Here is a 15,513-nt window from a genome sequence, read left to right on the forward strand (position 1 = left end):
GAGCATTTTTTACCTGATCTCTGGAGTAAATTAAATTGCACCTGAAGAATTTTTAATAAGTACTTCTGAATTTTGTTCACATCTGCAGGACTCAAAACTGAATGTTGAAATCCACTCCTTCAGAATAACATGCTAAAAAAATGTGTTTAACCTAATTGCTATTGATGAATCCAAAATTATTTACGAAAAAGAGAAATAATTAGATTGATGCCAATCAAAAAAATGATAAATTAAAGCGTAATACAGTAGTACCGACTGAAATATTTACCTCCTTCTAAGGGTGAGATTTTTTATAAAAACAGAGGGATCAGCAAATCAACCTTTAAAAAAAATTTTCAATTTTAACGTTAAAAAGAAAAAATCCTCCGAAGAGGATTTTTTAAATGGAAAGCACTACAAACTAGCGGATAAATTTTCGGGTAAACAGGCCACCGTCTGCAGTTTTAATTTTAAAGAGGTACACTCCCGAAGCCAGAGCCGTAATATCCTGGATCGCTTCTTTAGCGTTGGGTTTTAGAAAATGCAGTAATCTACCTGTGGCATCAAACAGTTGAACTTCCAGAATTGTTTTCGGCGATTTGATAACCATTCGGTCGGAATCGCGGTAAACCAGAATCTCTTTCAAGGCAGAAGTTTCGGTGGCAAGAACCGTTTCTGGTTTATAAATAATTTCAAACCTGCCCGTACTTTCGCCTGCGTTTGCCGCAAAGGTGTAGCTTCCTGCACTCAGATCTGTGATGATACCCGTTTGCAGATCTTTCAGGTAAATATGTTGCCCATTGTTGAAAACTCCTTCTTTTTCTGCGAGTTCGATCTTATAATTGCCCGTCACAAAATGTTGACTTCCTAAGGGAATAATATCAGAATCAACAAAATTACTTCGGCCATTGATGGCTATTTTTTCTTCCTGAATTATGCTGTACAGCGCATCTGATCCCCCCAAAGACCTGCTGTCATCTTCAGTGAACGCATTATTACCTTCCGCAAAATAGACGATGGCAATATTGGAGGCGATATTCGACGGAGTGATCATATTTAACCAGAAACGGTCAATTGGCTCCGAAGTGGTTCCTGCATTTTTCCCAAAAAATTTGGTTGCTCCATTGTCTGCAGTTCGGATGCTGTTATTAAAGGTAAGATTCGTAGCGTAAACTTTTGATTTCACCATAAAACCTTGCCCGGTTTTTACAAAATTGGTTGGTATTTTCAAACCTCCTGCTCCGGTATCACCCGTTGCCTTAATACCAGTAGATGCTGGTAAATTGATTATGGCGTAAGCTTGGCCTCCATAACCATTTCCTTGTTGCGTTGTTTGCGTATTTGCTTTATTATCCCAGAAATAAACCGTCGATCCCATATCTCCTCCCGCACCGCCATTCAGACTATATAAAATATTCAAATCAATATTAGAAGGATAAGGGTTTCCGATTAAATTATAACCCCGGTTCGTATCGGCGATATTGCTGTTTACAATGCCATACATGAACGAACCATTTGTCGGTTTTCCTACAAAAGCAGCATTCATGATGCCTGTTCCTGACCCAAAACCATTTGGCGCCGTACCTGCTAAAGGTTCTTTTAGGGCTAAACCTCTGCCTTTTATATAAGCGCCTGTAGAGTTATAGAATCTGTTATTGGCTTCACTGTGATAAAAAATAACAGGAACAGTAACTGCACTTCCACTTCCGTCTTTGTAAATTCCGGCTAGATTTTGATTTAATACGGGTGAGATCAGATAATTGTATTGTTGTCTGGTACTGGAAAGGATTAAATCCCTTTTTGCCGTAAGATCATTTCCAGTGTAAGTTCCTGCATCATTTTTTTGAAGGAGATTACCATCGCTTTCGATGAGAATTGAACCGCTGTTAGTAATATTATTTTGAACTTGAACAAAGTCGTTTGGTGCGATTCGTAGACTTTTCGCAGCAGCCAAATTTAGATCTCCTGTTGTGATAAAATTATTTGAAACGTTGGTATCAAAACTATTATTCAGAACAAAATTACCAAAAGTTTCTACATTGGTATGAATGTTTTGATTAATGATTTGCGGTGCATTTCCATTGAAACTTACCGTCCCTCCAGGTGTATAAGTTCCTGTGGTACTCCGATCCCAATCACCTGTAATATTTACAATACTGCCAGTGCCTGTCATATCTAGTGTTCCTCCCGAAGCTATCGTTAAATTACCAAATATATCTAACCGGTCTCCTGTGCTCAAGATACTAACTTTTTTACCAGACGGTATGGTCAGATTTTTTGCTTTTGCAATATCTCCATACAAATCCGAATCTGCGGCAACGGCGCTAATAACAATATTATTAGGTGCCAAAGGATCAATGGTTACATTAATATTTTCATTTGGAACTTTTAAAGCGTCCCAGTTAGAACAATCGAACCAGTTGACATTTTTTAACCCTTTCCATTTACCATTAAAAATAGTATTGTTTGCTACCGTAATCGGCGTACAAGTGGTGTTTCCAAAATAATCATAACCACCTGCATTATAGGCGGCAGTATTTGCATACGTGGTCCAGTTCGAAGGATTATCAATTAAAGAAATCCAATCTAACTGACCATTGGTTGTAATTGAAGTATAAGTTCCTAAATTAAATTTAACCAAACCATTTCCCGTCGGAGCAACTGTCGAAAAACATTTAGAATTAGGGTAAAGTGTTGACCATTTTGTACTCTCAGAAGCTCCACCTGGGGAAGTCTGCCAACCACTTTCAGTCCAGCCGTAGAGCACATTCCCAGTGTAGGTAGAGTGATGATTGGTATTGTTTATCCAATTACCTCCCTGCATAATCCAAATATCATCATCCGGATTCAAATTAAAACCGCCAATAGAACCACCACTCAATGCGGTCTTACTCCAACTATTATCTAAAACACCACAGGTGTACACATCAAATTGTATTGGTAACGTGACATTTCCTGCAGCTTGATTTGTTCTGATTACCATTATAGATCCTTTTGGCAAAACAGAATTTTTTCTTGTGATGGTTAATACTCCTTCTGTTCCTCCCCACTGATTAGCGAATTCTCTTTCGTAGCCATTATCTGTTAAAAATATTTTGGTTCCGGGGTTAATGTCTTTAAATGCCACAAAAGCGATTTCATCATTACCAGGCACATCTATATTTACATTTACAGCCAATATTGCCAAATCACCTGCTTCTAACACGGTTGGCGTTACAATATCAAAAGCAGCACTTAATGAAGAAAATGCGCCGGAAGTTGCAGTCAATTGAAGTCCCGTTCCAATAGCAGAATGAATTAAGCCAGAGAAAGTTGCTTTTCCTCCTGATGCACTTACAGAAACTGGAGAACCCGTCATTGTTCCCGAACTGGTTATAGAAACCAAGCCGGAAAAATCTTTGTCTAAATTACCGCAAGCATCTGTTGTAGAAACTACTACATCACTCATGCCATCATTTAGAGCTGTAGTTGTTGGTTGCGAGGTAAACAATAATTTGGTTGCAACAACATCAATTACATTTTTGCCATTTACAGAATAGGCAGCAGAAAAAGCGGATTTACTAGAACCAGCTGCAGAAAATGTGGCATTTGCATTTTGAATAGTGAATACAAAATCATTTCCATCGGCTACGGATCCTGCAAGCGGACATTTTAAAGATAAACGTACGGATAAAGTTTTTGAAGTATTATCAGCTACTGAAAAGCTCAAAGTTGAAAACTGTATTTGAGTACCTGTTACGATACCGTCTGCAATTTTAGTGCTTCCATCAAACAGTGCAACTGACTGTATCGCATCAGACCAAGTAGAAACTTGATTTCCGGTTCCTTGACCAATATTTAAAGCGGTGAGTATCGAAGGTAAATTATCTGCATCGGGGGCTGAAGCTCCACCATCGCGAATTGTAAATTGCCATGCTTGAATTCCATCAGTAACCGTAGAAATTGTAGCATTATTTACAGTTGAAGAAATTGTAGCCGGTTCCGAAACTACGGTAACAATATCCGTTGCAGAACTTGCAATGGTATTTACGGTAAAATTAATAACGTACGGATCTTCACTTCCACTGGTATCATTATTTGGAATACTGATACTTCCTGGTATTGCAGTTCCTAAAGCAGTTCCCATAAATCTAATTACAAATGTAGTCGAAGAGCCGCCTGTAACTGGTGAGGAATAATTAGAAAATAAACTATAACCAGTTCCTGTTAGAGTTGCTGCTGTCATTGTTAGATTTTGAAGACCTAAATTTTCTATGGTAAAAGTAACATCGGTATAGTTCCCAGCAACGGTATTGGCAAAATTGTAGGTATCTCCTGTTAAATAGGTAGTTGTTCCTTGTTTAATATTAATTTCTGCTTTCTTAAAAGGATTTCCACCTGTAAAATGATTCGAGTCCGCAGTGGTACTAATTACACCTAATGCCGTTGTCAAACCTGTTAGAGAAACCGTATTAGAAGCAAGTGGACTTCCAGTTGTCCAGGTGCTATTTGCATATCTGCCGGAAATACTATTCCCTTCAGTTCCATTAATATCGGCATCAAGATAAGTTCCAGTAAAATTGTAGGTTGCGTTAGTAATTTTATCTCCGTTCAAATTCCAGTAGCGCGAAATAAAGTTAACATCTGCATCATTATTTGGTTCTTTGTTGTCTTCTACATTTAGAGCTAAAAAAGCACCTGCGTTTATTGTTGCGCCGGTAATATTTACGGTGGCGGGTGAATATTGTGATCCATCTTGAGAAGCTACAGCATCGCCAATTGGGAAGGTATATAAACCTGTTGCGTTAACATTTTTCCTTAAAGAACCACCCCCAGTTCTATCCGCAATAATGTAATTAGAAAAAGAGGCGTTCGTAATAGAACCTGCAAGAGTGATTAGGAGTTGTTTACTACCGGTGTCCAAAATACCATTGGTTAAATCTAAAATGCCATTCACGCTTAAATCTGTTCCCAAGACTGCACCAATTTGGCCACCTTGTTTATTTAGAGTTAAATTTCCTAAAATAGTAGAACCTGTGGTAAAATTAAGATTTCCAATACTTCCAATTCCTAATAAAGTGAGGTTAGAAGTTGTAGTTCCTTTAAAAGTACCTACACCACTGATTGCGTTTGCAACTCCAGTAGTACCGATAGTAAGAGTTTTGCTATTTAAATCAAAAATATCACTTGCACCACTAAACGAAATAGCGTTTCCTCCTGATGGTGCAGAAACTGTGATATCATTTACTAACTGAACCGTTGTATTACCAGAAGAGGGCTGAAAAACAACATAAGGTAAATCTAATGCCGTAGTAGAGGACACAGTTTGCGTACCCGTTTTTGTAAAATAAATAGCTCTTCTGTTTCCGTTAAAAGTTCCTCCAGTACGTGTAATATTTCCTGCTATTGATAAATCTCCACCCACTGCATTTCCAAGTGATAAATTACCTGCGAGTGATAAATCTTTACCCACAAACAGCTTCCCAGATTTATTGCCACCGCCTCCATAATCCATATAAAGTGAGGATCCACTTTCAATAGTTAAATTATTGGCAAGACCTAAATTAGTAGAAAAAGCACCACCCGCTGTATTCGGATAATCTAAAACTGTATTATTAGACACTTGAACATTGTACGGAAAACCTGCGGCAGAAGTGGTACTCCATTCCAGTCCTCTTCCATACGTCCCGGTCGCATTGTATTTTAATAATGATGCATTGGAATAAATCGGCGCACTGCTCGCAGATCCACCTGAATTTATTTGAAGAATACCATTAATAGTTGTTTTGTTTGACCCAAAATCTAAACTACTATTTAAAAAAGTGGTCACGTTTGGTCCAAGAACTAACGTTCCTGAACCTATTACTGCTTTTCCTCCATTAATGATCAGATATGCATTTGCACTGCTAGAAATAATATTTCTAATACCCCCATTTACCAGTATATTTCCAAAAGTATTATTAAGAATTAATGATTGACCATTTAAATCTAAACTACCTGTGTTTACAATTTGCACAATATTCGCACCACTCGTCGCAGTATTAATAACAATTTTTGTTGCTGGCAAAGAACTTAATTGCACATTACCAGCTGATTTATTTACTACTAGATAGTCGAAGAAAACATCACCACCACCAGTTTTTGTTATTATTTGATTTCCAGAAGATCCAGTAAAGAATACCGCTTTGTTATTATTTAATTGACTTCCAGCAGAACCAACTATCCAGTTACCTCCTACAATGATATCGTCTCCTAAAAATAAGGTTCCATTATTGGTTACATTTCCTAAAACGGCTAATTTTCCAGTGGTTGAATTCATGCGGGAAGCTGCATCTACTGTAACACTTGCAAAACATTGTGCAACAGAAGAACCCATATCTAAAGTAGTGGAGTTTGAAACTTGCACATTTGCCGGATATCCTGCTCCCGAAGTTGCTGTAGTCCATTCTACACTACGTGGCGGAGTTCCACCAGAATTATACTTTAACAAGGAGGCATCACCATAAACCGGACTTCCAGTACCGGAAAATGAATACCCTGCATCTAATTGCAAAGTACTATTGGTTCCTGTCGTTCCGATGGTTATATTTCCTGGGTTTTTTATGTCTGAAAAAGTTTGAAATAAACCGGTAACGGTTCTTGCAAAACCTAAATCTAAAGGACTGCTAGAATTTACCGTAACATTTACCGGACCACCAGAAGTTGGCCAATAAGTTCCACTATTTGCTCCATAAGCCGTATTAAATATCAAAGTACCGTTCGAGCCATATACCAAATTGTTTGCACCAGTCGCCCAACTACTAGAATTCAATTGAAAAGAACCGTTAATTGTGGTTGCACCATTATTGGTATAAGTTACATCTGTTGCCAAAGTTCCACCAGCATTTACAGTAGTAGTAGTACCAGAATTTCTTGTTGAATAGGTTCCGCTATCCATTGTAACAACATGACCAGTTGCAATAATAGCATTGTCTGCCGAAGTTGGAACGACACCCCCAACCCAAGTTGAAGTTGATGACCAATTACCTGATGTTGTGGAAGTGATACCAGCTGAATGGGCAGTCGAAGCAAAATCATCTAAAAATGAAGTTGCAGCACTATTATAGATAGAAATTACAATTGCAGAACTTGCATCGTTAACGGTTACAGTATATTGTGTAAAAGTCCCTGATGTTGCACCTGATGTTGCAGTCAATGCAGTTGTTGTACCGCTAATTGTCTTTTTAACAGTTGGCGTACCACCGCTAAACCAAAAAGTTACCGTACCACAAGTATTTAAACTAGGAGTTGAAACATAATTAGCAGTACCACTTTTTACTTGGCAACTATAACTACCTGCGTAGTTTGTTGTTGAACGTAATAGTGAATTACCATTTGAAGTCCATGTTCCACTTGAAAGGGTTTGACTTGCAGAGTAACCGACAGTACTAAGTCCACTTTCAAAACCTTCTGTAATCTGCGCCCAAACTCCCACCGAGCTCAGCATAAAAACCAACAAGAAAATATATTTTTGAAAGGGGTTTGAGAAAGAATTTTGGGCAGAACATCGCGCACCAAAAAGCATACGAGAGCGTAAAGGTTTTTTCATCATTTAAATTTGTGACTGTAAAGCTACAACAAATTCGGTTTCAATAGATTAAGCATACGTAACATTGCAGAAAAAATTACAAATAAATTTTTACTTTCATACCAATCTCTTCAACCTCGTAACCCGCACCTCTCAACCCGCACCCCCGTCATTGCGAGGAGGCACGACGAAGCAACCCCTTTAAACAAAAACCCTCATGTCCCACCCGCTTCCATCTCCCCGCATCTCGAAACTCGCACCCCCGTCATTGCGAGGAGGCACGACTAAGCAACCCCTCCAACCAAAAACCCCCGTCTCCCATCCCGCTTCCATCTCCCAACTCCCCGCAACCCGCATCTCGAAACTCGAAACTCGCACCCCCGTCATCGCGAGGAGGCACGACGAAGCAACCCTTCTAACCAAATACCCCCATCATTCCGCACCCCGTACCCCACACCTCGCACCCCACACCCCACACCCCACATCCCGCCCCACAAATTTTTCCCTATTTTTGTAAAAAAACCATGCTCCTCATCACCTCCCCCTCTCATAACGCCTATTTCAACATTGCTTCTGAAGAATATTTATTGAAAAGATTTCCTTCCGAAGATATATTTCTGCTTTACGTGAATGCTCCCTCCATTATCGTAGGGAAATTCCAGAATACTTTGGCGGAAATTAACCTCGATTACGTGAAAGAGAAAGGAATTAAGGTCGTGCGCAGAATGTCTGGTGGCGGAACCGTTTACCACGATTTGGGGAATCTTAATTTTTCTTTCCACACCCTTTTAGGCCAAAATGATTTCGGCGATTTCTCTTTTTTTACTAAACCGGTGTTGGAAATGCTCAATGAATTAGGCGTTCCTGCCGAATTAAAAGGGCGAAATGATCTGCTTGTAGACGGTAAAAAGTTCAGTGGCAATGCGAAACTCGCGCGACATGGAAAAATGATCCAGCACGGCACCATTCTGCTCGATTCCGAAATGGAAGTTTTAGATGAAGCATTAAAAGTGAATCCACTCAAATTCATTGATAAAGCGACGAAATCAAACCGCGGCAGAGTAACCAACCTCATCGAATACCTGCCAAAAGACACGACCACTGAAAAGCTGAAGGATTTATTGACCGCCCAGATCATCAAAAACAATCCCACCGCAGAAAAGTATGAATTCAGTGCCGAAGATATTTTGGGCATTGAAAAACTACAACAGGAGAAATACGAAACCTGGGACTGGAATTTCGGATTTTCGCCCAACTACAACTTTAAGAAAGCCATTAAAATTCCGGCAGGATTTATAGAAGTCCATCTCGATGTTGTCCAGGGTATCATAGAAAAAGCCAAGATATTTGGAGACTTTTTCGCCTCCATGCCAATCGAAGATCTGGAAGAAATGCTCCTCGGAAAAAAACATGATACAAAAGAACTTTATCAATTATTGACAAAGATCGATCTAACTCAATTTTTTGGAACAGTGACGTTGGAAGAAGTTTTGGAGGGGTTTAAATAAGGATTGTAAGAGCCAGGATAAAAGTTAAAAGACCCAGGGAAATTACGTATTCCTAATTCTCGGGTTTTGTCGAATGAAGCATGATCCATTTAGAATTATGAACTACTCCATTTCCGAATGTCTTTTTTGGAGACTTTATAGAATACTTTTATACTATTATTCAAAAATTAGTGCACTTTCGGTTATTATTTAAAGTGGATAAATTATTAAAATCTCTAATTTACATCCAAACTCCTGACTTTTTTCTAACAAAATTCTTTCTTAAAATAGCTTAGCCACAATGCTTTAAAAGTTTCTTTTAAATTTTCGGAATCTTTTTTCTATTTCATAAAGCTGATCTCTAACAATGCATTATATTTGCTACAAATCAAAAATATTTATGAAAAGAACACTAATTTTTGTTTTAGCCTTATCTTATGCTTGCGTTTTTGCACAAGAATCGAAGGAATTGACAAAGCTAAAACAGCAAAGTAATGCTATGGTTACCATAAGTAACAGCACTGCAAATCCGAACTTTATGAGGTTCGAAAATACAGAAGGGCTTCACTTAAAAGCAGCGAACCCAACAGGAAAAGTGAGCGAATTCTTAGCAGCTAACTTTAAAGCTTTCAACTTGAAATCTGATAAAGAAATGGTTTTCGTAGAAGAAACAACAGACAATTATGGTCTGCAGAATGTTATTTACAGACAAAGTTATAACGGTATCCCAGTGTACGACGGTATTTTGAAATTTCATTTTAATGGAAAAGGACAATTATCATCACTGAACGGAAATACGATCTCTAATATTAAAGTAAGTACAGTTGCCTCTATTTCTCCCGCAGAAGCAGGCGCAATTGCTGCAAATTTAGTTAAGGATCAAAACATTACGACTTCCAAAAACCCTTTGGAAATTGCAAAGAATAATCTCTTGATATTCCCAAAAAACATGGTACAGGGCGGACAAGTGGTTTCGTATCTGGCGTATGAGGTTGAAGTAACCAACAAAAGCGATGTCAGAGAATTTTTATTCATCGATGCACAGACCGGCGAACTGGTAGAACAGTTTACGGGAATTCATCCGATCGATAGAAAATTATATGAAACCAATACCAATGCTACTAACCTAAAATGGAAGGAAGGCGACGTCTTCCCGGGAGCTTTAGATCAATGGCAGCAGAGTGAAGTGGTAACCGCTGAACACGTTTATAATTTCTTTAAAAATGCCTTTAATTATGTTTCCTACAACGGTGCAGACCGCAGTATGGTGACGGTGAACAATGATCCTGGTATTTCCTGCCCTAATGCAAACTGGAACGGTTCTACAGCCAATTACTGTACCGGAGTTGCCGCAGATGATGTAGTAGCACACGAATGGGGACACGCCTACACCGAATATACAAGTGGTCTGATTTACCAGTACCAGTCTGGTGCTTTAAATGAATCTTATTCTGATGTTTGGGGTGAAACAATTGACCTTTTAAACGGATATTTCGACGATGGTGAAAATTTAGCGGTTCGTACAACAACCAACTGTTCAGAAAGTATTCGCTGGAAAATGGGAGAAAAAGCAACCGCGTTTGGTGCTCCAATTCGCGATATGTGGAATCCTAAGTGTAACAGCAATCCTGCAAGTGTTATAGATACTTCTTACTATTGTGGTACAGGAGATTCTGGCGGTGTACACCGGAATTCTGGCGTAACGAATCACTTATATGCTTTACTGGTAGATGGTGGAACTTTTAACGGATATACCATTAATGGAATTGGTTTTGTGAAAGCTGCACACTTGTGGTGGAGAGCTCAAAAAAACTATTTAACACCAACCAGTGATTTCGCTGTTTTCGCAGATGCTTTAGAAGCTTCAGCAAATGACCTGATTGGCATTAATTTGCAGGGAATTTCAACAACGCTTATTCCTGCGGGATTAAGTGGACAATCCTGGGCAGCAAGCGACATTCAAAATTTGAAGAATGCCATCCTTGCTGTACAGTTAAGAACTTCTCCTAATACGCAGTGTAACTATGTTCCAATCTTAAAAGCAACTCCGGATCTTTGCGCAACTGCCATTTCAGGTGCTTTGTTCAGTGAAAACTGGGAAAATGGATTAGGTAACTGGACGGTTAACAACATTCCAACAAATCCTTCCTCCTGGGAAAATAGAGATTGGATCATTAAATCGAATTTACCAAAAGGCCGAACCGGGAAAGCCATCTTCGGCGCAGATCCGGTTAATGGAAACTGTACGACCAGTATGCAAAATGGTATTTTACGTTTAGAAAGTCCACTGATCACCTTCCCAACTTTTACGACGGGAATTTACCAGATGGCATTTAATCACTATGTGGCTACTGAAGCGAAATGGGACGGTGGAAACATTAAGTACAGCCTGAATGGTGGTGCCTGGACTTTGCTTCCAAAAACTGCTTTCACTCAAAATGCTTACAACAGCACTTTAGATGGTACGACACAAAGCGACAACCCACTGAAAGGACAAGCTGCATTTACCGGTACTGATGGCGGTTCACTTGGCGGAAGTTGGGGACAAAGTGTTATCGATCTGTCAAAAATTGGCGTGGTTTCAGCATCGAACATCAAGTTCAGATTTGAAGTAGGAACCGATGGCTGCAACGGGATCGATGGTTGGTATTTAGACGAGATCTACGTTTACAACTGTGATAACCCATTATTGGCTGTTGAAAATCTATCCATGAACAATGCAGTGCAGGTATTCCCTAATCCGACTTCAGGGATACTGACGATCCAGAATAACAAACAGTTAAAATTGAACAATGCACAGATCTATGCTGCAACCGGTCAATTAATTAAAAGTTTCAACCTGGATAAAACAGCTAAGAGTTCAACGATCGATATCAGTGCTTTTGCAAAAGGAACTTACATTATCAAAGTAAATTCTGATACAGAAAGTACGAGTGTAAAAGTGATCAAAAAATAATAACTGAATGTCGTTTTAGACGTAACATGAAATTATTAATAACAATCCGGAAGATTTACCTCTTCCGGATTTTTTTATGCCGCCATTGCAAGAAGCGAAACAGTATTCAATCCGCCATTGCGCGGAGCAAAACTTTAAACAATCCGTTATTGCGAGGAGCAAAAATTTAAACAAACCGTCATTGCGAGGAGCGAAACGCAGTGCAGCGACGAAGCAAACCCACCATTCTGAGCCACACCGTCATTGCGAGGAGCGAAACGCAGTGGAGCAACGAAGCAATCCCGTACTACTGAGCTAAAAACTTTTGATTTTTAATCTCCACTTTACGACCCTATCCTCGCCTGTCGTTATTAAACTCAGTAAAACTTCCCCGCTTCTATTTCACCTTTTCCAAAAGAAATAAAGTAGCGTTCGAAAAATTCAGTTTCGGCATCAGATTGCGTTCTAAAACCATCGTTGTATTACTAACGTCGATCACAGAAATATAATTAGTGGAATTATAAGTGATGTAATTCACTCTTTCTTTATTTAAAGGATTTTTACCAAAATCGAAAGAATATTTCACCCAGTCTTCTTCACTAGCACTGCAATGCATAGGTTTGAATTTAGATTTTCTGGAATTGAACTCAATTTGATCAAAACCCTCGGTACAGGTAGTAGTAAACGTACTCTCCGGATTTTGATCTTTTTCAAAATCTTCAAAAGAGCCCCGATAAACGCCAACCACTTTCCACGTGCCATCAATACGGTCTTCATCAATTTTCCCCTTCGCTTTTCCTACCGCCCAGCTGACTCCTTTTACCGTTCCTTTTACAGCTTTGAAGCCGACTTTCGCCACTCCTGTTACTGCCTTTGCGGCCGTAGTAACAATACAGGAGTTTAAGACCACTAGCGTCAACACTGAAAATACTATTTTTTTCATAATCTTTATTTGTTGAACGAAGATACTGTTTTGTGGGAAGATTGGATTAGTCGTTAAACAGATCTTTATTGCTCGCTGACCGGAGGCGAACCCAAAAAAAGGCATAGCCCAAATTCCCCTCCTCCGGAGGGGTGGCGCTTCATCTCTGATGAAGGGTCGGGGTGGTTAATCGGGGTGGTTGATCGGCATAATTCTCCGGGGTATTTAATCCGCATCCTTACCCGGTGTGCTCGCCATATTCCCCACCCCTCCTTACCCCTCCTCAACTCCCAATAATTTTCTTTAACTTTATCTTTCAAAACCCAAAGAACCCCTATAATTTTTCCACACCTCCCCTTTGGATAGCGCAATAAAACACAGTTTAATTCGAAAAAAAATGGAAATAATAACCTCCATCAACAATATCGCCATCCGCCGTAATTTTGTAGAGCATCTGCCCTATAATAAAAACTTAAAGCCACTGCTGCCCGGAAAAAGAAAAGCCCGCATCCTATGTGAAGTCCTGTTTTGGAAACAGGTCCGAAATAATAGTTTTCATCTAATTGATTTCGACCGCCAGCGAATTATCGGAAACTACATCGTTGATTTTTAAGTAAAAACATTGGGATTGGTCGTTGAGATTGATGGCTTGATCCATGACCACAAAAAAGAATACGATGACAGGCGCCAAAAAGACTTAGAAAGCTATGGTCTAAAAGTCTTTCGGATCACCAACCACGATGTTTTAAATAATATGGAGGTTGCTACTCGGGAGTTGGAAGTTTTTATCATTGAAAACTATGGAATTCATTCGTGATAATAGAATGAGTATTTCATCCCGTGGATAAACCACCCCGTCCTTCGGCGAGCGGAAGGACACCCCTCCAAAGGAGGGGAATCGCTATTCCCGAGAATGACGATATAACAAGAATGAACAACGTATCCCTTGCAAAGCCAAAAAAAAGGCAAAGCCCAATTCCCCTCCTCCGGAGGGGTGGCGCTTCATCTTCGATGAAGGGTCGGGGTGGTTGATCAGTACAAGATTCCCTACAGTCAAAATACCACCTGCCAGAATCGAACCGGCAACTCCCGCCTTTTTAAAAAATAATCCCAACTCTCGTTAGGATAATTTTATAGAATAAATTTATTTACCATTCAAATAATTTACATATTATTTTCCTAAATGGCTCTTAACTGCTGCTGCAGAAGTCCCACCAGTCTTAACTGCATTTTCAACTGTTCATTGGTAACACCAAATTTACTTGACCAATAACTTAACTCCCACGTTTCGTGTACGTTAATTTTAGAGGCATCTTGCGGTCTTTTTTTGTTTAAATCATCACTCATTGTAATTGTTTTAATTAATAAAAGTAAGCAAGTTTTATAAGAAACAATTACAGTTTCCCATAAAAGCAAAAAAAAGCGTCTTTACACCCTTTCTATACAAAGTTTTTCAATGATATATTTGCGAAAACTAATCTCATGAAAACCCTAAAAATATACAACATCATTGCCACAGTAATTATACTCCTGCTCGTTATCTGGATTAACACGCTTCAAAACGATTTAATAGAAACTGAAGAAATTATGCAACAATGTACAGAAAGATATTATCAGAAAATTGGAAAATAAAATTTATGTCTGGGTGCAGAAAATTAAACTAATTTATAAATCATCAAAACTTTAATTAGGACATTCTGTAATTTGGTAAAAAGTTATTTTTTTTGTTGCGACAAGAATTTTTTGATATTTGAATCTGAAATATCATCATAAACTTTCGCAAAGTCAGTAATACTATATCCCATTGCTTGAATAATGGGAAATAAACTTGCAATTTGGCAATTTGATTTAGCGTTAAAAATATCTGAAACTGTTGCTTTTCTTAAATCGGCACTCAGGGCAATTTTGTTATAGCTTTTAGTATAGTTACTTACTTCTTTCGTTTCAATGGAGTCTTTGCTGCAACTTAAAAGTTTATTTAAACTAATTGCAATTTTAATTTTAATATATGTTTGCTCCTCAATTTTCACAAATGCAATTAAAGATTTTATAAATTATTTTTCGGTACGCTTTGCCGTATCGAAAAATAATACTATATTTGGCATAATATATAATCAAAAGAATTATATATTTTTGCGATACTTCAAAAATATAGAAGCTATTGCTTAGACTCTCAAACTGAAAACTGGTAATTTAAAGCAGCGAGACGATAAGTATAGTAGCTCACGACCTAGGCGTGGGCTCACTTATCTGTTGCACGGTATACCAGTACCTCAGTTTAGATATGTTGAGACCCACGTTGTTTTGTATTCAGATTTCTCAATTACTAAGCCCGCTTTCTATAACACATAGTTGAACGACACTTACAATGGTTCAAACCATTGCGGCTTCAAAGCTTCGCGGGAAATTGGGTTCTTTCAAAAACCCAGATCTAAACTAACCTTCATGCTCCAAATCATGAAAAAATACGTCCAATATTTCAACGATACTTAAATTCACCATGATGCACCATTCACCTTGTAAGCCAAGCCGAGCTTACAGTATAGGGGAATATTTGACATCAAAAAAAACTTCATATCACTATTTTTCAGAGGATTTGCCTTTAGCAGGAAAGCACCTTTTTTCATCATTTGTGTTTCATTAG

Annotated in this window: 7 protein-coding genes and 1 pseudogene; 4 read left to right on the plus strand and 4 right to left on the minus strand. The window is 38.6% G+C overall.

Features of this window, described 5'->3' with window-relative positions:
- Positions 1-400: 400 nt before the first annotated feature.
- Positions 401-7,546, minus strand: a complete 7,146-nt coding sequence (locus IV494_RS08540) for a T9SS type A sorting domain-containing protein (protein WP_196079740.1) — start codon at positions 7,544-7,546, stop codon at positions 401-403.
- Between the two features lie 503 nt (positions 7,547-8,049).
- Between IV494_RS08540 and IV494_RS08545 the strand changes: the two genes are divergently transcribed.
- Both IV494_RS08545 and IV494_RS08550 read left to right on the plus strand, forming a co-directional pair.
- The gene (locus tag IV494_RS08545) at positions 8,050-9,033 is read left to right on the plus strand and encodes a lipoate--protein ligase (protein WP_196079741.1); all 984 of its coding nucleotides are present in this window, start codon (positions 8,050-8,052) and stop codon (positions 9,031-9,033) included.
- A 379-nt stretch (positions 9,034-9,412) separates the two neighbouring features.
- The gene (locus tag IV494_RS08550; protein ID WP_196079742.1) at positions 9,413-11,968 is read left to right on the plus strand and encodes a M4 family metallopeptidase; all 2,556 of its coding nucleotides are present in this window, start codon (positions 9,413-9,415) and stop codon (positions 11,966-11,968) included.
- A 376-nt stretch (positions 11,969-12,344) separates the two neighbouring features.
- Here IV494_RS08550 and IV494_RS08555 read toward each other — a convergent pair whose 3' ends face one another.
- On the minus strand, positions 12,345-12,890 hold the full coding sequence (locus tag IV494_RS08555) for a hypothetical protein (RefSeq protein WP_196079743.1): 546 nt from the start codon (positions 12,888-12,890) through the stop codon (positions 12,345-12,347).
- Between the two features lie 376 nt (positions 12,891-13,266).
- Between IV494_RS08555 and IV494_RS08560 the strand changes: the two are divergent.
- A pseudogene (locus tag IV494_RS08560) lies at positions 13,267-13,686 on the plus strand (endonuclease domain-containing protein).
- Between the two features lie 362 nt (positions 13,687-14,048).
- On the opposite strand, the gene IV494_RS08565 reads toward IV494_RS08560, so the two are convergent.
- Positions 14,049-14,216, minus strand: coding sequence for a DUF3606 domain-containing protein (locus IV494_RS08565; protein ID WP_196079744.1), 168 nt, complete (start codon positions 14,214-14,216; stop codon positions 14,049-14,051).
- Between the two features lie 135 nt (positions 14,217-14,351).
- Between IV494_RS08565 and IV494_RS08570 the strand changes: the two genes are divergently transcribed.
- Complete coding sequence (locus IV494_RS08570; protein ID WP_196079745.1) at positions 14,352-14,501, plus strand: hypothetical protein; 150 nt, start codon at positions 14,352-14,354, stop codon at positions 14,499-14,501.
- An 83-nt stretch (positions 14,502-14,584) separates the two neighbouring features.
- Here IV494_RS08570 and IV494_RS08575 read toward each other — a convergent pair whose 3' ends face one another.
- Positions 14,585-14,899 carry a hypothetical protein gene (locus tag IV494_RS08575; protein WP_196079746.1) on the minus strand — a complete coding sequence of 105 codons (315 nt, stop codon included), beginning with the start codon at positions 14,897-14,899 and terminating at the stop codon, positions 14,585-14,587.
- Positions 14,900-15,513 lie beyond the last annotated feature (614 nt).

This window comes from Kaistella gelatinilytica (assembly GCF_015679325.1).
GTDB classification, from domain to species: domain Bacteria; phylum Bacteroidota; class Bacteroidia; order Flavobacteriales; family Weeksellaceae; genus Kaistella; species Kaistella gelatinilytica.